Source organism: Pseudooceanicola lipolyticus (genome assembly GCF_002786325.1).
GTDB lineage: Bacteria > Pseudomonadota > Alphaproteobacteria > Rhodobacterales > Rhodobacteraceae > Pseudooceanicola_C > Pseudooceanicola_C lipolyticus.
In genome coordinates this window covers 1-23,198 of sequence record NZ_PGTB01000060.1, presented here as the reverse complement: position 1 = coordinate 23,198, position 23,198 = coordinate 1, and the positions used below count along the sequence as shown (strand labels likewise).

Below are 23,198 nucleotides of genomic sequence, written 5' to 3'. Positions count from 1 at the left end.
TGATCGCCCCGCTGCGCGCCTTTGCCGGGCGCGCGCCGGAAGGCGCGACGCAAGTCGGTGGCCGCGCCCCGCTGTGTTCGCTGCTGCCGCTGCCCGATGGGCGGTTGGTTCTGTCGGTCAGTGGCGCCGGCCGGGGGATGGTGGCGGTATTGGCAGAGGACCGGCGCGGCGCGCTGCTGGACATCTGGCACAGCCTGATCGCCCCTTAGTTTGCGCTGAAGGGCCGGATCGACAAGACACTGGTACGGTAACCCGAAACGGGGTAATCCTGAGCCATGTCACAGCCCTGTATCATCTGCGTTGCGATCACCGGCTCGGTGCCCACCAAGACTGATAATCCCGCGGTGCCGATCACCGTCAGCGAACAGGTGGAAAGCACCCAGGAAGCCTTCGAGGCCGGGGCCACGATCTGCCATGCCCATGTGCGCAACGACGATCAGACGCCCAGTTCGGATCCGGAAAAATTCGCCCGTCTCAAGGAAGGGCTGGAGAAACATTGCCCCGGTATGGTGATCCAGTTCTCGACCGGTGGCCGGTCGGGCGCGGGGCAGGCACGCGGCGGCATGCTGCCGCTGGCGCCGGACATGGCCTCGTTGTCGGTGGGGTCGAACAATTTCCCGACGCGGGTTTATGAAAACCCGCCCGATCTGGTCGATTGGCTGGCAGCGGAAATGGTGACCTACGGGATCAAGCCCGAGATCGAAGCCTTTGATCTGTCGCATATCCTGAAAGCGGCCGAGATGCACCGCAAGGGCCAGATCCCGCAGACGCCCTATGTGCAATTCGTGATGGGTGTGAAAAACGCCATGCCCGCCGATCGCGCGGTCTTCGATTTCTACGTGCAGACCGTGCACCGCCTGTTCGGAGAGGACGCGCCGTGGTGCGCGGCGGGGATCGGCGCCAACCAGATGGTGTTGAACGACTGGGCGATCGCCGCAGGCGGCCATGCCCGGACCGGTCTGGAAGACAATGTGCGGCTGGACCGCGAGCGGCTGGCCCCGTCCAACGCGGCGCTGGTGCGGCGTACGGTGGAAATCTGCGAGAAATACCACCGCCCCGTCGCCGACTGCGCGACCGCGCGGTCGCTGCTGGGACTGCGCGCGGCGGCCTGATCGGCGCCCTTGTTCCCCTGGTCCTGACGGCCCGAAAGCGTTGATTCTGCTGCCATCACTGGCGTGAACGCGGGGCGCGGGTGCTGCCGCGTCAGGAATATTTATTGAAATCAGCACGTTACGAGGCCAGTTTCAGGTTGTTGTTGACCTGCGCGGTGGCTGTGGTGGAAAATCAGGCCCGTACGTGGTATGATTTTTGCGTTAATTGACGTCGGGCTTTGCATTTTTTTCCCCGCGGCTGCGGCGCAGTGAAAAGAAATTACTTGATGAATTTGAAAGCTGCATCGCATCACCAAGACCATTTTTGAGTAACGATTGCGGAGGGGGGAGAACATTGTCGGTCGCTACTGACCCGTGCCTTGACCTGAGCGCCGGATCCGGCGTGGGTTTTTCGCGGGCCATTGACAGACGCTTCCCCGGCCTTCTCCGTTTCCTCAAACCGGCGCTGCGGCGTTCTCCAATCCGAAACAATGCGAACTGCTTCACAGTCAGCGCGGCGATTCTGTCGTTCACTGGTCCCGAGTTTGAAACACGCGACGGAAAGGAACGACGCCATGCCTGACGGTCAGATCCGCACCGCCCCCCAGCAGGACACCACCAGCATCAAGCCTTCGCGCTATACCGTGGTGGTGCCGATGACCGGCGGACGCCATCTGGCCTATAACACGGTGTCGCAGTCGTTTTCGATCTGGGACGCCGAGGATATGGCGCTGTGGCAGGATCTGGAGATGGCGCGGGCGCTGCCTTATTCGGCGGCCTATCGCGGCTTTGTCCAGGGCGGCTATGTGGTCAACGCGGCCACCGACGAGGTTGGCGCGGTGCGCGCATCTTACGATCGGGCGCGCCATTCCGACAGCCACATGATGCTGACCATCGCGCCGACACTGTCCTGCAATTTCGGCTGCCATTACTGTTTCCAGGGGCTGGACAAGCCGCTGACCCGGATGACCCCGAAGGTGCGCGAAGCCACCAAGGCGTTCCTGCACGACCGGCTGCGGGGCAAGCGCAGTTTCCACCTGACCTGGTATGGCGGCGAGCCGCTGATGGATATGGACAGCATCTGGGAGATCTCGGCCGATGCCATCGCCTATTGCGACGCGCATGGCATCAAATACAGCTCGATGATGATCTCGAACGGCTACAAGATGACCGTTCCGGTGGCCGAAAAGCTGAAGCAGGCCCGCGTGTCGCGGGTGCAGATCACCATCGACGGCGATGCCGAGGCGCATGACAGCCGCCGCCACCTGACCAGCGGGCGCGGCACCTTCGACAAGATTATCGAGAACATCAAGGCGGTGACCGACCGGCGCCTGCTGAAGGTGTCGGTGCGGGTCAATATCGACGGCAATAACGAGGCCGAGGCGCTGCGCCTGCTCGATGTGTTGCAGCAGAATGGCCTGGGCGTTCACAATGGCGTCTCGGTCTATTTCGCGCCGGTCGAATCCATTGCCGAAAATGCCGGCGGCTGCGACAGCTGCCTGTCCAAGACCGACTATGCCGATGTCGAAAACCGGCTGCAGGACCTGGCCTTTGAAAAGGGGCTGATGGCGCTGCCCAAGATGCCGCGGTTCCTGGGCATGTGCACGGCAGTAAAGCCCAACAGCTATGTCGTGGTGCCCAATGGCGACCTCCACAAGTGCTGGGACACGGTGATGGATTCCAACCGCCGGGTCGGCAGCGTGATCTCCGCGCCGCGCCGGTCCGATGCGACAACCGAACAGAAATGGACCGACTGGTCGCCCTTCGATAACGAGGTCTGCCGCGGCTGCACGCTGTTGCCGGCCTGCGGCGGTGCCTGCGCGTTCAAGTTCATTCACAACGATTACGCCTCGGGCGAGACCGGCAAGCTGCCGTGCCCGAGTTTGAAATTCAATATGGCCGAACAGCTGTTCCTGCGCGCCAAGGCGCGTGGCTTTGTCTCAGATCGTGACTGGGACGCCGAGAACAGCCCCACGGTCCGGGCTGATGGATTGCTCACAGGGAATCGGCACACGTTTGATTCCATTCAGGCAATTCATGGTGCGCTGCAACATCCGCAGTAGCGCCAAGCCGTCGCGATCGGGCCCGCTTTTATTGGGCCCATCAGGCAGGAACTGGTCCGTGAACCGGTTCCAACCGAAGGAGCGCGAATAGCTATGACATCTGATCGAAGCATTCGAGAAATTCCGTTTCGGCTCTCCTCCACCGGCCGACTTTGCCAGGCGTGCCACACCTGCTGCCGCATCCCGCGGCGTCGGGGCAACCTTACATCTCTGACCCGTTACTGGCGCCATATGCGACCGACAGCGGGGAGGATGCATGGTCTGCATTCCTCACCCCACATGATCCGGACCGCCGGTGGGCTGATGCCGCACCGCCCCGGATCCCACCCTGCCAGCCGCCAGGTCGCCGCCGATTTCGGGCGCTGACCGCCAACCCCCGGCCAGAGGCCGGACCCAAGGCTGGACCCAGACTGGAGATGAACAATGACTTTCAAGGCAATCCTTTTTTCCACCACTGCCACCCGTATTCAGGCGGATGACATTTCCCACGACATCACCGAGCTGAGCGCCGAAGAGGCCCTGGCCGTGACCGGCGGCATGCCGGTGCCCGACCTCGAACAAGCCGAGGACTCCGGCAACGAGGCCGATGAAGGCGACGAGGGTAACGAAGACGACGAAAACGACGAAGGCGACGAAGCCGACGAGAACAACGAAGGCGACGAAGGCGACGAGAACGACGAAGGCAACGAAGGCAACGAAGGCGACGAAAGCATCGGCAACGAAGGCGACGAGGACAACGAAGGCAACGAAGGCGACGAGGGCGACGAGGCCGACGAAGGCAATGAAGGCAACGAAGCCTCGCCCAATGACGAAGGCGACGAAGGCAACGAAGGCAACGAGGGCGACGAAGGCGACGAAGCCAACGAAAACGACGAAGGCGACGAAACCGACATCTTCTTCCAGGAAGGCAATGAAGGCGACGAAGGCAACGAGGACAACGAAGGCGACGAAGGCAACGAAGGCAACGAGAACAACGAAGACAACGAAGGCGACGAAAACGACGAAGGCGACGAAGGCAACGAGGGCAACGAAGGCGACGAAGGCGACGAAACCGGCCTGTTCAACCAGGAAGGCAACGAAGGCAACGAAGGCGACGAGGGCGAAGAAGGCGACGAGTCCATCGGCGACGAAGGCAACGAAGACAACGAAGGCGACGAGGGTAACGAAGGCAACGAGAATAACGAAGACAACGAAAACAATGAAGGCGACGAGGGCGACGAAAACGACGAAGGCAACGAAAACGACGAAGGCGACGAAACCGACATCTTCTTCCAGGAAGGCAATGAAGGCGATGAAAGCGACGAGGACAATGAAGGCAACGAGGATGACGAAGGCAACGAAGGCGACGAAGGCAACGAGAATAACGAGGACGATGAAGGTGACGAGGAAGGCTTCCTAGCGTTCAACGACGAAGGCAACGAAGGCAACGAAGACAACGAAGGCGACGAAGGCAACGAAGGCAACGAAAACGAAGACAACGAAGGCAATGAAGGCGACGAAGACAACGAAAACAACGAGGGTGACGAAGGCGACGAAGGCGACGAAGGCAATGAAGGCACCGAAGGCGACGAAGGTGACGAAAACAACGAGGGCAACGAAGGCAACGAAGGTGAAGAAGGCGACGAGTCCATCGGCGACGAGGGCGACGAGGACAACGAAGGCAATGAAGGCAACGAAGGCGACGAAGGCAACGAAGACAACGAAGGCGACGAAAACGACGAAGGCGACGAAGGTAACGAAGGCAACGAAGGCAACGAAGCCGACGAAGGCGACGAAGGCAACGAAGGCGACGAAGGCGACGAGGGCGAAGAGGGCAACGAGTCGATCGGCGACGAAAACGACGAAGACAACGAGGGCAACGAGGGCGACGAAGGCGACGAAGGCGACGAAGCCAACGAAGGCAACGAAGGCGACGAAGGCGACGAGGCCGACGAAGGCAATGAAGGCAACGAAGCCTCGCCCAATGACGAAGGCGACGAAGGCAACGAAGGCGACGAAGGCGACGAAGGCGACGAAGCCAACGAAGGCAACGAAGACGACGAAGGCGACGAAGGCGACGAAGCCGATGAAGGCGACGAAGGCAATGAAGGCTTCGAAGGCGACGAAGGCGACGAAGGTGACGAAGCCGACGAAGGCGACGAACAGGATGAAGGCGACGAAGGCGACGAAGCCGACGAGAACAACGAAGGCAACGAAGGCAACGAAAACGACGAAGGCGACGAAGGAGATGAAGGCGACGAAAACGACGAAGGCGATGAAGGCGACGAGGGTGACGAAGACACCTCGCCCAATGACGAAGGCGACGAAGGCAACGAGTCCACGCCCAATGACGAGGGCAACGAGGGCGACGAAGGTAACGAGGGCGACGAAGGCAACGAAAAAGGTGTCGACGAGGGCAATGAAGGCAACGAAGGCAACGAAGGCGACGAAGGCAACGAGAAGGGTGTCGACGAAGGCAACGAAGGCGACGAAAGCGGTGAGCCCAATGACGAGGGCAACGAAGGCGACGAAGGCAATGAAGGCGACGAGGGCGACGAAAAGGGCCTCGACGAAGGGAACGAAGGCAATGAAGGCAACGAAGGTGACGAGGGCGACGAGAAGGGCCTCGACGAAGGGAACGAAGGCAATGAGAACACGCCGAATGACGAAGGCGACGAGGGCAACGAAGGTGACGAAGCTTCGGCTCCGCGCGGGTTCGCCTGCGGAGCGGATGGTGGCGCCGAAGACGGCGATGCCTGCGGCACCGATGCCTGCGCCATCGATGCGGGCGGTGCGACGGATGACGGAGACTTCTCCGACGCCATCGGCGCCGACCTTGGCGGCGGCCTGGACGAGTTCGATCCGGGTGTCTGAGACCTTGATCTGGTAAAAGGAGGAGGCAGGCCGATGAGGAGAGACGCAAAATCAGCGATCCCACCCGGCCTGCACCCCCCGGACCGGACCAGACGAAACAACGCGAACCGCCCCCAACGGGGCGGTTTTGCATTTTGGGGTTCCGCAATCCGAACCCGGAGTTCAACCGCGGCGGGTGCCCTTGCGGCCCGGCCGCCCCGCCAATGCGTTCAGGGCAACTGGGGCTCTGGACGGTTCAATGCAATCGCCAGATCTCAGGGGGGTATTCTCATGACCATCGCAGCCATCATCCGCAAGACCGCAACCGCTGTTCTCAGCCGTGACCCAGGGGACCTGGCGGCGGCGCGGGACATCCGGGTGCTGGCCCCGGACGCGGCCGCCGCGGTGCGGGGCGGGATGCCCCGGCCCGATCCGGAATTTCACGAAAACAATGGCGACGAGAACGACGAGGGCAACGAGGACAACGAGGATGACGAGGATAACGAGCGCAATGAGGGCGATGAGAATGACGAGGGGGACGAGGCCAACGAGGATGACGAGGACAACGAGAACGACGAGGGCGACGAGGATAACGAAAGGGACGAGGGGGACGAGCGCAACGAGGGCAACGAGGGCAACGAGGATAATGAGGGCGACGAAACCTTCGGCCCGCTGAGGGACAATGATGGCGACGAAGGGGAGGAGGGCAACGAGGACAACGAAAGCGACGAGAACGACGAGTTCAACGAGGGCGACGAAGGCAACGAGGACGATGAGGGCGACGAGTTCGACGAGAAGGACGAGTTCGACGAGGCCAACGAGGATAACGAGGGCGATGAGGGCGACGAGTTCAACGAGGACGACGAAGGCAACGAGGACAACGAGGGCGACGAATCCGACGAGAACAACGAGGGCGACGAGGGCAATGAGGGCAACGAGGCCGGACCTGGAAACGAGGGCAATGAGGGAAACGAGTTCGACGAGAATGACGAGGGCAACGAGGGCGACGAAAGCAACGAGGATGATGAGGACGACGAGGGCGACGAGAACAACGAGGGCGACGAGCGCAACGAGGATAACGAGAACAACGAGAAAGACGAGGGCAACGAGGGCAATGAATCAAACGAAGACGACGAGGATGACGAAGGCGACGAAGGCAATGAAGGCAACGAGGGCAATGAGGACTTCGCCGGCGGCAACGAGAATAACGAAGGTGACGAGGGCAACGAGAACAACGAGGGCAACGAGAACGAGGAGGATGGCAACGGTCAGCCCAATGACGGCGATGAGTTCAACGAGAATGACGAAGGCGACGAGGGCAACGAGGATAACGAGGGCGATGAAAGGGATGAAGGCGACGAGCTGAACGAAGGCAACGAGGACAATGAGGGGGATGAGGGCGACGAAGGCAATGAATTGAACGAGGGCAACGAGGGTGACGAGGGCGATGAAGGCGACGAGTTCAATGAAGGCAACGAGGCGAACGAGGATAACGAAGGCGATGAGGGCGACGAGAACAACGAGGGCGATGAATTCGTGACCGGCGACACCGGCAACGAAGGCAATGAAGGCAACGAACGGGACGAGGGCGACGAGAATAACGAGGGCGATGAACGCAATCTCGACGACGAGGGGAATGAAGGCGACGAGGCCGACGAGGGCAACGAGGATAACGAGGATAATGAGGAGGATGAAGGCGACGAGGACAACGAGGGCAACGAGCACGACGAGGGCGATGAAGGCGACGAGAATGACGAATTCAACGAACACAACGAGGATAACGAGGGCGACGAGAACAACGAAGGCAACGAGGATGACGAAGCCAACGAGTCCAACGAAGGCAACGAGGGCAACGAGGGGAATGAAGGCAACGAGGAGAACGAGCCGACCAGAGGCCCCGATCCCGACTTCAACGGCGACGAGTTCGACGAGGGGGACGAGAATGACGAGGCCAATGAAGGCGACGAGGGCGACGAGCGCGACGAGAATGACGAAGGCGACGAGGGCAACGAGGATTTCGTGAACGACGAAGGCGATGAAAACAACGAGGGCAATGAAGGCAACGAGGACGACGAATTCGACGAGGGCGATGAGGGCAACGAGGGCGACGAGCGCAACGAGGACAACGAGAATAACGAGAATGACGAGGGCAACGAGAATAACGAGGGCAACGAGGATAACGAGCACGACGAGGGCGACGAGGGCGACGAAGGCGACGAGAACGAGAACAACGGCAACGAAGGCGACGAAGGCGACGAGGGCAACGAGAACGACGAAGGCAACGAAGATAACGAACGCGACGAAGACGACGAGCATGACGAAGGCGACGAGGCCAATGAAAATAACGAGGGCGACGAGAACAACGAGGGCAACGAAGGCAACGAAGGCAACGAGGACGATGAGAACGACGAAGATGACGAGGGCGACGAAAACAATGAAGGCGACGAGGGCGACGAGGGCGACGAACCCGCATCCGCACGGGAGGGCACGGCCGACGGCGCCTGTGACGGCTATGTCTGCGGTTCGGACGTGGACCGTTCCGCCGAGGAGGCCTGTGGCACGGATACATGCGCGCTCGATTCCGGCGCCGACACCGAGGCCGATGGCGACGCCGCGGTTTATGGCGCCGATCTGGGCGGCGGGCTGGACGAGTTCGACACCCATTTCTAAGCCCGGGGTGCGATGCGGCCGGCACCGGATCAGCGACAGGCGGGCGGCTTCGGTCCGCCCGCCGTCGGCCCGGCGCGGGGCTTGCGCCCTAATTGCGGAATGTGATGTCCTTTACAGCGGCGATTGTCCGCCGCGTGTTATCCCGGCGTAAGAGGCCATGCGGGCCGCACGCTTTGCCGGCACGGGTTGGGCGGCAGATGTCAGAGGGAAGTGGTGATGAAACTGTTTTCAGTCTCGATCGGTCTGATCCTTGCGGCGCTGGCGGTGTTTTATGTGCCGGTGTCCTTCGCGGTGGATGGCTTTGGCCTGATCGTGAATCCCGGCGGTGTTCGCACCATCCGCGCCACCGAGGCGGGCACGGTGTTGCACTTCGCCTCGGATGAGGGGCAGTTCCAGCCCGGCCAGATCGTATCGGCTGTGACCTATTCCGAGGCGGTGGCGGAAAACGCGCTGCTGCTGGGCACGATGCATCGCGAACTGGCCAAGGTCGATGCCGATCACCTTGAAAAGACATCGAAACTCCAGGTCGAGATCGACCGCGACCGCGCCAAGAAAACCGCCACGGCGGGCCGGGTGGCGGCGCGTGACGTGCTGATCGCCGACACTGCCGAGGTGCTGGCGGCGCTGCAGGATTTCACCCTGGAAAGCCTGTCGGACATCACCAGCCTGAACGAAGAGCGTCTGGCCCAGCTGGCGCAGCTGGAAGAACTGGTGAAGAAGTCCAAGGAAGCCTCGGCGCTGCCGGCGCAGCGGATCGCCACGATGATGGAAGACATCCAGTCCGACCGGCTGTCGGTGATCACCTCGAAGGGGGCGACCTTTTCCACCGACAAGATGATCCTGGACATGGTCAAGGGGCAGAATGACCTGATCTATTCCAATTCGATCGACGAGGCCGAAATCGAGATCCTGGCGCGGCAGATCGCCGATCTGGAAGCGCAGATCGCCGAACTGGACCGCCTGCGCGACAAGCAACATGCCGAGACCGAGGCGCGCTATCTCGCCAAGGCGATGTTGCCGCAGGTGGCGATTGCCAACGAGGTTTCGGTCGACATGCGGACGCTGCAGGCCAGCCGCGCCGATGTGGCGCGGGCCGATGCGCTGCGGCTGCTGGCCACCGGCACGCCGGTGGCGGGGATCTCGTTCCTGATCTATGGCGCTCCGCAGCAGGGGGCGATCACCCTGCATCATGGCCCGCGCGAGGTGGAGCTGTCCCTGCCGGTCGACCGCGCGGCGATGCGCGCGGCGCTGGAAGACGCCGGGCTGGCGGTGAAAGAGATCAGCCAGGACGAACAGACCATCGGCGCCATCGACGTGGTGTCGGTTTTCGTGGCGCTGGCCCGCCTGCCGCAGGACCGGGTGGCCATCACCTCGGCGCGGGCGCGGGATGCCTTTGACCGGCCGGTCCAGGTGGTGGCGGATATCTCGCTCCCCGATAGTTTCGGCGCGCGGCAGGCGGCAGGGCCCAGCCGCGAGATCATCGGTTTCCTGGAGAACCGCCATTCCGTGGTGCTGCAACCGGGGCAGCGGGTGCGCGGGTCGATCAACGATACTCGCACCGGCTCGGAGATCGTCTTCGATGCAACCCTGCTGAAACGCGACGTGTCGACCGTGGACACCCGCGAACTGGGCATCCGCCTGGGCAACCAGTCGCTGGCCGACAAGATCATCCGCCGGGGCGTGCTGAGCCAGGTGGTGGTCGAGGTGTCGGAAAGTTCCGCCGAGGAGATCTCGCATCTGCCCGGCGCGGTGGTGCATCTGAGCTTTCCGCTGGCGCGGCAATCGCTGTTCAACTTCCTGATGGCTAAAAATGCCGAGATCTAGCATCTTCTGGGCATCGGCCACGCTGGCGCTGCTGCGCCACCGGCGCAGGTTCGTGATGCAGACCGCGCGCACCGATTGCGGCGTCGCCTCGGCCCTGACGGTGCTGAACATGATCGGCCGCAAGGCGGACCCGGTCTTGGCCTCGGAGGCGCTGAACCCCGATTGCGCCGGCAGTTCGCTGGAGGCGCTGCGGCGGTATTTCGAGGAACAGCAGGGCATCGAGGCGGCGGCCCTGGCGGTGCCGGCGGCCAGCCTGCACAAGATTGCCGGGCGCGCGATCCTGCATATGCAGCAGCAACATTACGTGGTGCTGCTGACCTGCGGGCGGCGCGGCGTTCTGGTGTTCGATCCGGCGATGGGGCCGGTCTATTACCCGATGGCGGATTTCACCGCGCTGTATTCCGGCAAGCTGCTGGAGGTGCGCAAACCGGCCCGGTCGAAACTGCCGGCGCCTGTGGGTGCGGGGCAGGTGGTGGGCGGTGCCCGGCCGCGCCGCCTGGACACGGCGGCGCTGTTCCTGGCCGGTCTGGCGGCGCGCCTGCTGGAATGTGCGTTGTTGCTGTGCCTGGTGGCGGTGCTGTTCCTGGTGCTGAACCATGCGAGTTTCCCGTCGCTGCTGGCGATTGTCGCGGTGATCGCCGCCTGTGGTGGTCTGCTGCTGCTGGCGCGGCAGGTGCGGGTCGGGGGCGAGGATGACTGGGCGCGGCGGCGCCAGTCGCGGTTCTGGCGCGGGTTGTTGCGGGTGACGGTGCGCGACCGCGACCTAAACGGATTTCGCGGCCGGATGGAGCGCGATGTCTCCGGCACGATCCGGCGGGGGCTGATCCTGTCGCTGCCGCAGCAGGCGCAGATCCCAGCGGCGCTGGGCGCGATGTTTGGCTTGACCCTGTTGCTGATCGTGCTGAGCCCGATCATCGCCGCGATCCATGCCGGGCTGTTCCTGTGCCTGCTGCTGCTGATGCAGCTGGACGATATCCAGGTCTGCCGCCGGTCGGTCCGGCCCGGTATCGGCCGCTATTCGCGGCTGGGCCAGCGGCTGGGGCTGCCGGGCAAGACGGTGGCGCCGGATGCGCTGGGCGAGGTGGCGAAGTGGAGCGTGATCGGCTTTGCCGGGTTCGGCGTGCTGCTGGCCGACCTGCCGCCGGTGGCGCTGATGTTCTGGATCCTGACGGCGATGCAGATCGTGCCGCTGGATTTCCGCCGGGCGCGGCTGGTGATGCCGCTGCTGGCCCCGGCCGAGGCGGTGCCGTCGCTGGTGGGGGTCGAGGTGCCGCTGCGCCGGCAGAAACTGCTGGGCGAGGTGCCGCTGAAGGTTGCGCGCAGCGGCGACATGCTGCGGATCGAGGGGATTTCCAAGCTGACCCAATCGCTGCAGCAGCCGGACCTGACGGTGCGCGAACAGCGGATGATCATGGCCGACGTAGTGCGCCACGCGCTGGGCGAGCTGAGCGAGGGCGACCGCCCCGAGGCCGGCGCGGTGCGCATCTTCGGGCCGGGCCAGGACGCGACGCAGGCCGATTTCGACCACCTGCTGATCGCCCGCGAGACCCGGGGCGGCGGCACGCTGCCGGTGGCGGTGAAGGCGCAGCCGGTGGTCGAGAAACAGCAGAAAGACCCGTTGCTGCGCAACCTGCACAGCTGCGCACCGGGCGATCTGCCGGTGTTCTGGGATTATCGCAACAAGATGCCGGTGGCAGAGTTGCAGGCGCGGCTGGGTCAAACCGGACTGCGCCATGCCGCGCATCTGACGATGTCGCGGCTGACGCTGGTGCAGGCGGACACGGGTTCAGACGAGTTGAGATCATGAGTGTGCAATATCCTGTCCTGGGCGACATCTGGCCCTATCGCGAAGCGGCCGTGGCGCCGGAACTGGCGGCGCTGCCGGTGGATTTCTTCTTTTCCGAGGCCGGCAGCAGCCGGATTTCGGCGGCACGCTGGACCACCCCCGCTGATCCGGCGGCGGCGCCGCGGGCCTCCTACGCGCTGCGGTTGCGGCAACAGGGGCGGCAGGGCGACATTGCCCGCTGGGATCCGATGCACGGCGAATGGCGGGTGACCCGTAAATTTCCGGTGCCGGCGGGCGAGGATGCCTGCGCCATCGTCGATCTGCAGGGTATCCTGCTGGGCGGGGTCGAGGGCACCGAGGCGCTGGCGACACGTATGAAAAGCCTGCTGCAACCGGAACTGTCGCGGGCCAAGGGGCTGCGTCTGGGCGCCAAGCTGTTGTCGGTGCTGTCGGTGATCGTGCTGTTCTACGCGGTGCGCGCCGGTGTCGAACGTCACGCCATCGAACCCTTTGCGCTGATCTTCGCGCTGGCGGTGGGCATCGGCTTGCTGGCGGTGGGGCTGCGGACCCGGACCAAGGCGCTGAGCGAACAGGGGCTGGAGCGGATCAGCGAACAGTTCCGGTTTGAATACCGCAAGGCCGATCATGGCACGCTCACCCTGAAGACGGTGGGCAATATCCTGAAGGATCACGACCGCAAGCGCGACGAAGAGGCGGTGGTGTTCGGCTTTCTGCTGCTGCTGTGTTTCGTCTATTTCATCTCGCCGCTGGTGGTGATCGGGGTGATCGTGGCGCTGGTGGTGGTGACGATGATCATCGGCGATACCAGCATGCTGCGCGCGCTGGGCGTGGCGCTGGACCGGGCGGAAACCCGGCTGGAACAGGCATTCCTGTCGTTCCGGGCCAGCAATGATGCCTTTGCGCCGCCGGCGCTGCGCAGCGCCAAGAAGGCGGTGCTGCGCGACCGGATGCGCCGGCATGGCGACATGCTGGCGCGCACCCGGTCGCGGCAGGCGCGGTTCCGGCTGACGCAGGACATCGCCATCGCGGTGTCATTCGGCATCATCTTTGCCGCCTATGCCTTTCCGATCGCCGCCGGGTTCCAGATGCTGGCGGTCAGTACCGCGGATTCGCTGGTCAACACCTCACTGTTCAAGGTGGCGCCGGTGGTGATCCTGCTGTCGATCTCGCGTTCGACCGTATCGCTGGCGCAGGTGGCGAACCGGCGGCTGGCGGTGCTGACGAAATAACCCGGTCTATTCGACCTTTTCGACCTGTTCGGCTTTCATTTCCTCGATCCGCTGCAGCGCCTCTTCGCGGGTGTTGCGGATATTCGGCCGGAAGCCCTGGCTTTGGGCGCGCAGCCGGATGTCGGTTTCGGTTTCCGATCCCGGCGCATAGCGCACCGACCCAAGCGACCAGGTTTCATTCAGGTTTTTGCCGCGCCGCGCATATTGCACCCAGGCCGGCGATTGAATGCGGGTGCCGTCGTAATTGACCAGGAAATACCACTGCCGGCCGGTGGCCGCGATCTGGTCTTCGATGAAATTGAAAACCTCGTTCACGTCGCGTACGTTCTCGAAGGAGAGATTGGAGAAATCGGCTTCCATGATGCCCTCTTGCGGATGAAACCCGATCCGCCAGTTCAGGTCGGCGCGGCTGATGCTGGCGGTGGATTTGACCGGTTTGCGCCGCTGCGAAGGCAGGCCGCGCAGGTGGGCAAGCGCGCCGTCGCGGGTGGCGAACAGGTTCGGATCGAAGGATTCAGTGCCGGCGTCGCGTTCGATCCGCGCGCGGGTTTCCTCGGTCAGGTCGAAGCGGACGGACCCCATGGAATGCGCCTGGTTCAGCGCGCGGCCCCTGCGGGAATGGGCGATCCAGGCGGAACTGTCGATCCAGGTGCCGGAATAGTTCACCAGGAAGAACCAGAGCGGTTCGCCCGAGGCGGTGATGCGCTCTTCGATCCGGTCATAAAAGGCGTTGATGTCGGCGGTGCTTTCAATCCGGAGTCCGGCAAAGCTGACCTCCATGATCTGGTCGCTCTCGTGAAAGGTGATACGGGCGTCGATCTCGCCCCGGGTCAGGGTGGGCTGGGTCATGTGCGGCGGTCTCCTCCTATCGTCGCAACATCGTTACAATGGCAGGGGAGATGCGGTGACAGGCCGCGCCAATCAATCGAGCAGATTGCCGCTGCGTCAGGCGGCCGCATGTGACGTCAGCCGGGATCGGCGCGGAGCAGCATACCGAACAGGTCGCGCGGATCGTCGGGATCGGCCAGCAGGTCGAGGTCATGATAATAACCGGTGCCGGGCAGGCGATCGCGCACGTAACGCAGGGCGCTGAAATCCTCGATGGCAAAGCCGACGCTGTCGAACAGGGTGATCTGTTCCGGCGCGGTGCGGCCCGGCGCGGTGCCCGAGATCACCTGCCATAACTCGGTAACCGGGTGGTCCGGGGCCAGCTGCTGGATCTCGCCCTCGATGCGTGTCTGCGGCGGGAATTCGACGAAGATCGTCGAACGTTGCAGCACCGCCGGGGCCAGTTCGGTCTTGCCGGGGCAATCGCCGCCGATAGCGTTGATATGGATGCCGGGGCCGACCATGTTGTCGGTCAGGATCGTGGCATATTGCTTGTCGGCGGTGCAGGTGGTGACGATCTGCGCGCCTTCGATCGCCTCTTCGGGGCTTTCGCAGGCGATGATGTCGAGCCCGCGGCCGGTGAGGTTGCGGGCGCATTTGGCGGTGGCGGCCGGGTCGATGTCATAAAGGCGCACGGTGTCGATGCCGCAGACCGCCTTCATCGCCAGGGTCTGGAATTCCGCCTGCGCGCCATTGCCGATCATCGCCATCACCCGCGCGCCCCGGGGCGCGAGATGTTTGGCCACCATGGCCGAGGTGGCGGCGGTGCGCATCGCCGTCAGCATCGTCATCTCGCTGAGCAGCACCGGATAGCCGGTGGCCACCTCGGCCAGCAGGCCGAAGGCGGTCACCGTCTGCAGCCCCTCGCGGGTGTTCTTGGGGTGGCCGTTCACGTATTTGAACCCGTAGACCTCGCCATCCGAGGTCGGCATCAGTTCGATCACGCCTTCGGCGGAATGCGAGGCGATGCGCGGGGTCTTGTCGAACAGCTCCCACCGGCGGAAGTCGGCCTCGATATACTCGGCCAGGCCCAGCAGCATCGGTTCCACGCCGATATGGTGGATCAGCTGCATCATGTCATCGACCGAGACGAAGGGAACCAGGGCCTTGTCGGAGGGAACGGGGATCATGGCGGGGCTCACATATGGGCGCGGGTGGGACGATCGAACACGCGGCGGCCCAGCGCCGAGGCGGCCAGGTCGACCATCAACTGGGCGGTGCGGCCGCGTTCGTCGAGGAACGGGTTCAGTTCGACCAGGTCGAGCGAGGTCATCAGCCCGTAATCGTGCAGGATTTCCATCACCAGGTGGCCTTCGCGCACGGTGATGCCGCCGGGCACGGTGGTGCCGACGCCGGGCGCCATATAGGGGTCGAGGAAATCGACATCGAGCGAGACATGCAGGAAGCCATTGGCCTGTTCCACCCGTTCGAGAAAGGCGGTCAGCGGGCGCGAAATGCCCTGTTCGTCGATCTCGCGCATGTCGTGATAGCCGATATTGGTATCCTCCAGCGCGGCGCGTTCCTCGGCATCGACCGAGCGCAGACCGATGATGCAGATATTCTCTTCGGGCACCGGATTGTCGACGCGGGGAAAGCCGCCAAAGCCGCTGCGCCCGGTGACATAGGCCAACGGCGTGCCGTGCAGATTGCCCGATGCGGTGGTCTCGGGGGTGTGGAAATCGCTATGTGCGTCCAGCCACAGCACGAATTGCGGCCGGCCCTGCGCCGCCGCGTGATTGGCGACGCCCACGACGGTGCCCAGTGACAGGCTGTGATCGCCGCCCATGAAGATCGGCAGGCCGCGGCCGATGGCGCGTTCGCTTTCGCGGATCAGCCGATGGGTCCAGGCGATGGTTTCATTGGGGGCGTGCAGCTTGCCGTCATTGGTGTCGGGGGTGAAGGAGGCGGGCGACAGGTTGCCCATATCCTCGACCTTCAGGCCCAGCCCGCTGAGGGCCGCGATGATGCCGGCGGTGCGGTAGGCGTCAGGGCCCATCAGACAGCCGGTGCGGCGCTTGCCGCTGTCCACGGGGGCGCCGATCAGGATGCAGGTTTTCGGTTTCATGACGGCTCGATGCTGTTGCGGTACCGTCCCAGTATCCGCCGTTTCGCGCTGCTTTCCAGTGTCGGATTTGGGCAATTTGGGGGCAGCGGCGCGAAACCGGCGATAAAACCGGCCCGGCGGCGGGTCAGGCGGCCAGCGACTTGCGCGCGGCGATCAGCCAGATCGCTGCCAGCCCCAGCGACAGCAGCATGTTCCAGCTGGCCATCGACAGGCTGAACAGCTGCCACGGCACCTCGTCACAGCGGACCAGCGGGGCGTTCATGATATGGTCCATCAGCTCGCCGGGGGTCAGCCCGCCCACCGGCGCGGCGGTGCAGGTGGTCGGCCCCTGCCACCAGCCCTGTTCGACGCCGGTGTGGTAAAGGCCGATACCGCCGGTCGCCAGCGCCGCCAGCGCACCCAGCACCGGCAGCACCGGGCCGGGCAGGACCAGCGCCAGCAGGCCCAGCACGATCGCCGCGCCATGCGGCCAGCGCTGCCAGATGCACATTTTGCAGGGGGCGAGACCGCCCAGATGCTGGAAGGCGAACGCGCCCAGCAGCAGCGCGGCCGAGCCGCCGGCGGCCAGGCAGATCGACATGTTGCGTGTCACAGATACTTCACCAATGCGAACCCGCCGATCAGAACCACGATGAAGAGGGTAAAGACAAGACCCAGGCGGCGTTCAATGAATTCACGAATTGGTGCGCCGAACACCCGCAGCAGGCCGGCGACCACGAAAAACCGCAATGCCCGCGCGAGGATAGAGGTGGCAATGAAAGTGCCCAGCGGCATGGCGGTCCAGCCGGACATGATGGTGATCACCTTGTAGGGGAACGGCGTGACCCCGGCCACCAGCACCGCCCAGAAGCCGAAATCATTGAACCGGGTGTTGAACTCGGCCATGGCGTCGCCCTTGCCCAGGCTGGACAGGATCGGCTGGCCGATGGTTTCGAAGGCCAGCGCGCCGATGGCATAGCCCAGCAGCCCGCCGGCGACCGAGGCCACCAGCGCAACCAGCGCGATCAGCCAGGCCCGTGTCGGGCGGGCGATGATCATCGGAATCATCATCACATCGGGCGGGATCGGGAAGACCGAGCTTTCGATGAAGGAGACCAGCGCCAACCACCACAGCGCCTGCGGATGCCCGGCCAGTTCCATCACCCGGTCGTAGAGGCGTTTCATCATCACAGGCGCTCCGCTTGGCCCGAAAGCGGGCGTCAGGGCATGGCAAAACATGGACGCGCGGCACCGTCAACTCCCCGATGCGAAGCGGCCGCCCTGAATTTGCCACTGGACGGCGCAGTGCCTCGACGATAGACCATCGCCGAGGCCCAAGTGGCGGAATTGGTAGACGCAGGGGATTCAAAATCCCCCGGCTTAACGGCCTTGTCGGTTCGAGTCCGACCTTGGGTACCAGCCTCAGAGTTCCGAAACAGGTAACACCGCCGCCGGGCGGTGCGGCACGGCTGTTGGTGGAATCGGCGATGCCCCGCCGCTGGGTGCGACCGGACATAGTTTTGCCCGATTCTCCGGTTTGGCCCGGCGATTCGGGGGCAAGGCGGGCAGGTTGTATCCATTGGTTGAGCAATCGGGGTCAAATGCCCGTTATCGTTTCTAAACCGGCCTAGAATGTGGGCGGGAACGGGCCGAAACCGGGCAGCGGCAGGCTGCCGGGGGGCGTGCCGCAGGCTGTTGCGCCGGTGGAAACAAGATCTTGCCGCAACGCAGCGCGAGCGCAATAAACCCTGGGTTTTCAAGGCGCTCCGGGGGAAATCTGCCCTCTCTGGAGAGGGAATTGGAAACAATCAGCACGGTTCAGGAACCCGGCACCGCGCAATTGTGGCGGAATCGTGGTGACCTTTCGGCAAAATTTAGCTTTCGAGGATCCGGGGCCTTCAGTAGAAATAAACCTGCCTGAGTGGGGGGCAATGTCTGTTGGTCGCGGGGGCGGCCGCACAAGTTCGCATTCCGAGGATGCGGAAGACACGCGTTTGCGCGGGGTCCGGGATTTGCCCGGTCCTGGGCGAGCTTTGGCTGCTGAAATGGCAGGTCCGAGGGCCTGTCTCGGCACCCGTGTCTGACCATCTTCGCATGCGCCGGGTGCTGCCGCCGATCCTCGGATCGTCGCACCAGCTGTAGTTAACGGTTCCGCAGGGCTGCGGGTGGCGGTGTTTGCACCGCCAGGGAGATGACGATGACGAGTGCGAGCAACTTCACCAACCCGTATTCCGCCGATGTGATCGGCCTGTGGGATTTTCTGCGCGGATCCGAAACCAAGGATACCGGGCTGGATGATGGGATTGCCCAGAATGGCGAGAAATTCGGCTATGGCCAGTTCTCCAACGGGTATTTCAAGACCGACGGACGCAGCGCTCGGTTCGACGTGCAGGGCAACGACACGCCCTTCGACCTGGCTGCCGGGACCGTCATGGTGCAGTTCGAACAGACCGGCGATCCGGGCTGGTGCGATGACTATGCCACCGTGGTCAGCCGTGGCGAAAAGGCCGATGCCGGCAAGGAGGGCTTTTTCGAGGTCCGCGTGACCGAGACCGGCGCGGTGCAGGTGCTGCATGCCGATGATTGCAACGTGTCGCTGCTGTCCACCGGCAAGGGCTTTGCCGGGCTTTGCGACGAGATCCGGGTGACCTATTCCTGGGACGCGGCCACCGGCAACAAGGTGCTGGTGGAGAACCTGACCGACGGCACGTCCTTCACCGGCGGTTCGGAAGTCACCGGCCTGACCTTCGACATCACCGACAATGACGGCCAGAGCTTTACCATCGGCGCCGAGGAAAAGGACGATGGCAAGTTCGATCACTATTTCGACGGCCATATCGACTATCTGGCGATCCTCGACGGCGCAGTGTTGTTCGATCCGGCGCTGGACGGCGTGGTCGAGGGCACCGATGGCGACGATCTGATCGACCTGGCCTATACGGGCGATCCCGAGGGCGACCGTATCGACAATGGCGATGCCATCCTGCCCGGGCAGGCGCCCGATGACGATATCGTTGATGCTGGCGCCGGGGATGACACGGTGCGGGCGGGCGAGGGCAACGACACCATCTATGCCGGCAGCGGTTCGGATACGGTCGAAGGCGGCGCCGGCGACGATGTGATCTACGGCGATTCCAATCTGCCCGGCGGCGATTTCGAAACCGGGCGCGAGGTGTTCCGCTGGTCCGAGGGGCCGGGCTTTTCCGACGAGCGCGACGCCGGCGGTTTTACCCAGAACACCGGCAGCGTCGATGTCAGCTTTTCGATCCTGAACAGCTATCGCCATGCGCAGGTCGAATGGGAATCCGATGACGGTTTGGTCGAGGGTATCGACACCGGCGACCTGGGGCCGGTGAACCCGGACAGCAACCTGGCGATCGAGACCGAGAAGGATTGCGCCACCGCCACCGTCGCGCTGGAGTTTTCCGAAGCGGTTGGCAATGTGTCGTTCCGGATCAACGATGCCGATCACGACAGCGTGGTGTCGGTGCGCGCCTATGACGCCGAGGGTCACGCGATCCCGGTTGAACTGACCGGTGGCAGCGGCCTGATCCTGTCGGACAAGGACGCGGTGCCGGGCGATGACACCGCGACGTCGAAAGGCGGCGGCGCCGCGCCGGATAGCGCCAAGTATTCGCTGCTGGTCGGCATCGACGGCCCGGTCAGCAAGATCGTTATCACCCATACCAATGATGGCGGCGACAGTTCGCATGTCCAGATCACCGATGTCTATTTCGACGCCGGTATCGCCGACGAGGGCGCGCCGGGCGACGATGTGCTGCTGGGCGGCGCCGGCGACGATACCATCTTTGGCGAGGGCGGCGATGACACCATCACCGGCGGCGAAGGCGCCGACCGGCTGTCGGGGGGCGATGATGCGGACACCTTCATCGTCGATGCCGCTACCGGCAAGGGCGATGTGATCGATGGCGGCTCGGGCGGGAATGACCACGACACGCTGGAGATTGCCGGCGATTTCGGAACGGACTTCCGCTTTACCGACCTGGTCACCGACAGCGACGGCAACGGCTTCGACGGCACGGTGGAATTCCTCGACGGTGATGGCGATGTCACCGGCACACTGAAATTCACCAATATCGAGGTGGTGCCCTGCTTTACCCCCGGCACCCGGATTGCGACGCCGCAGGGCGCGCGGCCGGTCGAGGACCTGCGCCAGGGCGACCGGGTGCTGACCCGCGACAATGGCATCCGCGAGATCGGCTGGCTGGGCCACAAGACGTTGAGCGCGGCCGATCTGGCGCGCGCCGAACATCTGCGCCCGGTGCTGATCCGCAAGGGCGCCCTGGGCGACGGGCTGCCGGAACGCGACATGATGGTCAGCCCGAACCACCGGATGCTGGTGTCCAATGACAAGACGGCGCTGTATTTCGCCGAGACCGAAGTGCTGGCCGCGGCCAAGCACCTGACCGGGCTGCCCGGGGTCGAGACGGTGATGGCGCCGCGGGTGACCTATATCCACTTCATGTTCGACCAGCACGAGGTGGTGCTGTCGGATGGCAGCTGGAGCGAAAGTTTCCAGCCCGGCGACCAGTCGCTGCAAGGGGTCGGCAACGCCCAGCGCAACGAGATTTACGAACTATTCCCCGAGCTGAAGACGCAAGTGGGCATCAATGCCTACCAGGCGGCGCGTAAATCGCTCAAGCGCCACGAGGCGCGGTTGCTCACGCTCTGAGATCCCCTGAATTCAACGGTTATGCAGCATCTGCCACGGATTGCCGTGGCAGAGCCTGGGGCGGGACGAGATGATCGTCCCGCCTTTCGGGTATTTGGGGATATGGTGCAGAGACTGATCCGGAGGCGCGCCGCCAGGCTGGGAAGCCCAGGTGTAAGCCCTTTTCGACACGCCGCGATAATTGAAGACTGCCACGCCCGTAGCGTTCCCAAGCAGGAACAGCCTGCGCGCAAAGTTTCTTAAGGGATGCCGGGGAGCTTGTAAGGGTCAGTTGCGCGGAGTGCCGAAATTTAGATGAGCAAATCCATCGTCAACTCCGGATCTGACAATATCCCAACTGAGTTTTGCGATGATCACAATCGCCCGATCGACCGAGGCCAATTCGGGGTGACGTAAGGTCAATCTCGAAATAGCATGGACAGACTCACTGTGCTCGGTCATGCCTGTCAGGCTACGTTACTGCTTTCGATCCCCTGCTTTCCCTACCGGACTTCAGCGAACTCGATATCGGCCGACTGCGCCACGCTGTTGCACTTCCGCGAACAGGTTGAAAATAAAAGGAGATCTCACGATGGCCAATGGCACCGTGAAATGGTTCAACACCACAAAAGGCTTCGGCTTCATTGCACCCGAAACGGGTGGTAAGGATATCTTCGTCCATATTTCTGCTGTTGAGCGCGCCGGTCTCACCGGTCTTAGCGACAATCAGAAAGTCACCTACGACGTACAAGCCGGCCGTGATGGCCGAGAGGCGGCGGAAAACATTCAGCTCGCCTGATTGGACGATTCAAGTTTGGAATGGGGCGCCCTTGGGCGCCCTTTTTCTTTGACCCCCCAAGACCGGGGTCACGAACGTTGACACCTTAAAGGTTCAAGCGTCGGTACCACGCTACAGCGTTCTATGGATATTCCCTGTCTGGCTGCACATGAACTGCTGTTGCTGCAACCAACAATAGCTTGCTCCGCTAGGGGGACCTCCGGCGAAGCGGGGTTAGCTGGACTGCGCACCGCCAAGACGGGGAAGTCGGCTTCGAACCCACTTCCACCAAATTCTGCATTGCGACAAACGTCAGGATCGGCTTTTCAGACATACGATCATCGTAGCTCAGACGATGCCCGAGCAGATGATCGCTGTGACGGTGATTTGTTCTCCGAGAAAGAGCGCAGACCATCCAAGCGCGGTGGTACGCAGGAGAAGGTTGATCTGGCCAATACGGGCGATGTCCCAAGCGCAAGCCCGCGATGCCAAGACACCGACGCCAGAAACATGCTCATGATGCCAACATAGGCCAGAGAGACCCGATGACTGGTTGCAGCCCAAAACGCAAAGCACTGCGCCGCCGTTAGATGATTTTTTGTTCCAGTTCGGCAGGATCGGCCACATCGACATGCCAGAACGCAAGCGCCTCGGCCGGAAGCTTCGCCAATACGCGCTCAAAGTCTCTTTTGTTGGTGCAGCGCCGAACTGCCCATGCTGTCGCCTCTATCGCGTTGTCTGGCGTCAGATTGTGGTTCACGCGCACTTTCTGGACTTCGGAAACCAGTTTTTCGCGGTCATCAAATGCAGCGCGGGGCTCAGTCACGTCCCAGTTATTCACAAAAATTGCACGAAGCACGCTCGGCAAGACGCTTGCGAAAGCCAAACCCTCTTGAGCGGTTAGCCGACGCCGGAACACCTGAAAAACCGCATCTACAGCGGTGTAAGCCATGTTGTCTGACTCAAGGGACATACGCTCTTTCGCATCATCGAGGAAGGCGCGCCACTCCTTGGAGGCGTGCCGATATGTCCACGGCATGGGCATGGGTAGCTGGATACTTTTGCAAATTCCTCACCAGAAGCACTAGCGCAGTTCGCAAAATATGTCGACGAATTCAACGTCCGCTTTGTTCGCTAAGCCGACCTCCTGCCGCCTTTGAAGCCGCTGGAACAAGATCGCCGGATCTTGGCTAGTCCCGATCGCGGTGGCGCGCGCGCCACGCGGCCCAGTCTTCGGGCGTGTCCAGGTCGGCGCGGGCGCGTTGGCCGGGCAGGGGGACCAGCTGCACCCGGTCGCCCG

17 protein-coding genes, 1 tRNA gene and 1 pseudogene are annotated in these 23,198 nt (G+C 63.1%); 11 read left to right on the top strand and 8 right to left on the bottom strand.

The window, feature by feature from the left end:
- Together CVM52_RS26925 and CVM52_RS14190 are read left to right on the top strand one after the other, a co-directional pair.
- Window positions 1-209, top strand: a 209-nt coding sequence (locus CVM52_RS26925) for a hypothetical protein (protein WP_172721007.1), incomplete at its 5' end; no start/stop codon positions are given.
- A gap of 66 nt (window positions 210-275) precedes the next feature.
- Window positions 276-1,112, top strand: a complete 837-nt coding sequence (locus CVM52_RS14190; protein ID WP_100163146.1) for a 3-oxoadipate:acetyl-CoA acetyltransferase — start codon at window positions 276-278, stop codon at window positions 1,110-1,112.
- A 201-nt stretch (window positions 1,113-1,313) separates the two neighbouring features.
- Here the strand turns inward: CVM52_RS14190 and CVM52_RS27470 are convergent, their stop codons facing one another.
- Window positions 1,314-1,514, bottom strand: a complete 201-nt coding sequence (locus tag CVM52_RS27470; protein WP_133119851.1) for a hypothetical protein — start codon at window positions 1,512-1,514, stop codon at window positions 1,314-1,316.
- A 152-nt stretch (window positions 1,515-1,666) separates the two neighbouring features.
- On the opposite strand from CVM52_RS27470, the gene CVM52_RS14185 reads away from it, so the two are divergent.
- The 6 genes from CVM52_RS14185 to CVM52_RS14150 all read left to right on the top strand — a co-directional run bounded on the left by CVM52_RS14185 (window position 1,667) and on the right by CVM52_RS14150 (window position 13,516).
- Window positions 1,667-3,154 carry a radical SAM/SPASM domain-containing protein gene (locus tag CVM52_RS14185; protein ID WP_172721006.1) on the top strand — a complete coding sequence of 496 codons (1,488 nt, stop codon included), beginning with the start codon at window positions 1,667-1,669 and terminating at the stop codon, window positions 3,152-3,154.
- 423 nt (window positions 3,155-3,577) lie between these two features.
- Window positions 3,578-6,007: a putative sodium/potassium/calcium exchanger gene (locus CVM52_RS26920; RefSeq protein ID WP_172721005.1), complete on the top strand. Its 2,430-nt coding sequence runs from the start codon at window positions 3,578-3,580 to the stop codon at window positions 6,005-6,007.
- Window positions 6,008-6,277: 270 nt separating this feature from the next.
- On the top strand, window positions 6,278-8,656 hold the full coding sequence (locus tag CVM52_RS26915) for a hypothetical protein (RefSeq protein WP_172721004.1): 2,379 nt from the start codon (window positions 6,278-6,280) through the stop codon (window positions 8,654-8,656).
- Window positions 8,657-8,872: 216 nt separating this feature from the next.
- Entirely contained in the window at window positions 8,873-10,480 is a 1,608-nt protein-coding gene (locus CVM52_RS14160; RefSeq protein WP_133119850.1) for a hypothetical protein, read from the top strand.
- Window positions 10,467-12,287 (top strand): cysteine peptidase family C39 domain-containing protein, encoded by a 1,821-nt coding sequence (locus CVM52_RS14155; protein ID WP_100163143.1) that lies wholly within the window; start codon window positions 10,467-10,469, stop codon window positions 12,285-12,287. Before CVM52_RS14160 ends, CVM52_RS14155 begins: the two co-directional genes overlap by 14 nt.
- The gene (locus CVM52_RS14150) at window positions 12,284-13,516 is read left to right on the top strand and encodes a hypothetical protein (RefSeq protein WP_100163142.1); all 1,233 of its coding nucleotides are present in this window, start codon (window positions 12,284-12,286) and stop codon (window positions 13,514-13,516) included. The genes CVM52_RS14155 and CVM52_RS14150 overlap by 4 nt, the downstream gene beginning before the upstream one ends.
- Window positions 13,517-13,522: 6 nt before the next feature.
- On the opposite strand, the gene CVM52_RS14145 is transcribed toward CVM52_RS14150, so the two are convergent.
- From CVM52_RS14145 to CVM52_RS14125, 5 genes are all read right to left on the bottom strand, one after another.
- Entirely contained in the window at window positions 13,523-14,365 is an 843-nt protein-coding gene (locus tag CVM52_RS14145; RefSeq protein ID WP_100163141.1) for a hypothetical protein, read from the bottom strand.
- A 116-nt stretch (window positions 14,366-14,481) separates the two neighbouring features.
- Window positions 14,482-15,534 (bottom strand): ornithine cyclodeaminase, encoded by a 1,053-nt coding sequence (ocd, locus tag CVM52_RS14140; RefSeq protein WP_100163140.1) that lies wholly within the window; start codon window positions 15,532-15,534, stop codon window positions 14,482-14,484.
- A gap of 8 nt (window positions 15,535-15,542) precedes the next feature.
- Window positions 15,543-16,469 (bottom strand): arginase, encoded by a 927-nt coding sequence (gene rocF, locus CVM52_RS14135; protein ID WP_100163139.1) that lies wholly within the window; start codon window positions 16,467-16,469, stop codon window positions 15,543-15,545.
- 124 nt (window positions 16,470-16,593) lie between these two features.
- Window positions 16,594-17,049, bottom strand: a complete 456-nt coding sequence (locus tag CVM52_RS14130; RefSeq protein WP_100163138.1) for a disulfide bond formation protein B — start codon at window positions 17,047-17,049, stop codon at window positions 16,594-16,596.
- 8 nt (window positions 17,050-17,057) lie between these two features.
- Complete coding sequence (locus tag CVM52_RS14125) at window positions 17,058-17,636, bottom strand: YqaA family protein (protein ID WP_100163137.1); 579 nt, start codon at window positions 17,634-17,636, stop codon at window positions 17,058-17,060.
- Window positions 17,637-17,780: 144 nt separating this feature from the next.
- Between CVM52_RS14125 and CVM52_RS14120 the strand changes: the two genes are divergently transcribed.
- The 3 genes from CVM52_RS14120 to CVM52_RS14110 all read left to right on the top strand — a co-directional run bounded on the left by CVM52_RS14120 (window position 17,781) and on the right by CVM52_RS14110 (window position 21,919).
- Window positions 17,781-17,867 (top strand) — tRNA-Leu (locus CVM52_RS14120).
- A gap of 778 nt (window positions 17,868-18,645) precedes the next feature.
- Entirely contained in the window at window positions 18,646-21,141 is a 2,496-nt protein-coding gene (locus CVM52_RS14115; protein ID WP_100163147.1) for a Hint domain-containing protein, read from the top strand.
- Between the two features lie 571 nt (window positions 21,142-21,712).
- Window positions 21,713-21,919 carry a cold-shock protein gene (locus CVM52_RS14110; RefSeq protein WP_100163136.1) on the top strand — a complete coding sequence of 69 codons (207 nt, stop codon included), beginning with the start codon at window positions 21,713-21,715 and terminating at the stop codon, window positions 21,917-21,919.
- A gap of 565 nt (window positions 21,920-22,484) precedes the next feature.
- Here CVM52_RS14110 and CVM52_RS14105 read toward each other — a convergent pair.
- A complete protein-coding gene (locus tag CVM52_RS14105; protein ID WP_100163135.1) occupies window positions 22,485-22,943 on the bottom strand; it encodes a DUF2267 domain-containing protein in 459 nt (152 codons plus the stop codon).
- A gap of 145 nt (window positions 22,944-23,088) precedes the next feature.
- A pseudogene (locus CVM52_RS27735) lies at window positions 23,089-23,198 on the bottom strand (nucleotidyltransferase family protein); the annotation flags it as partial.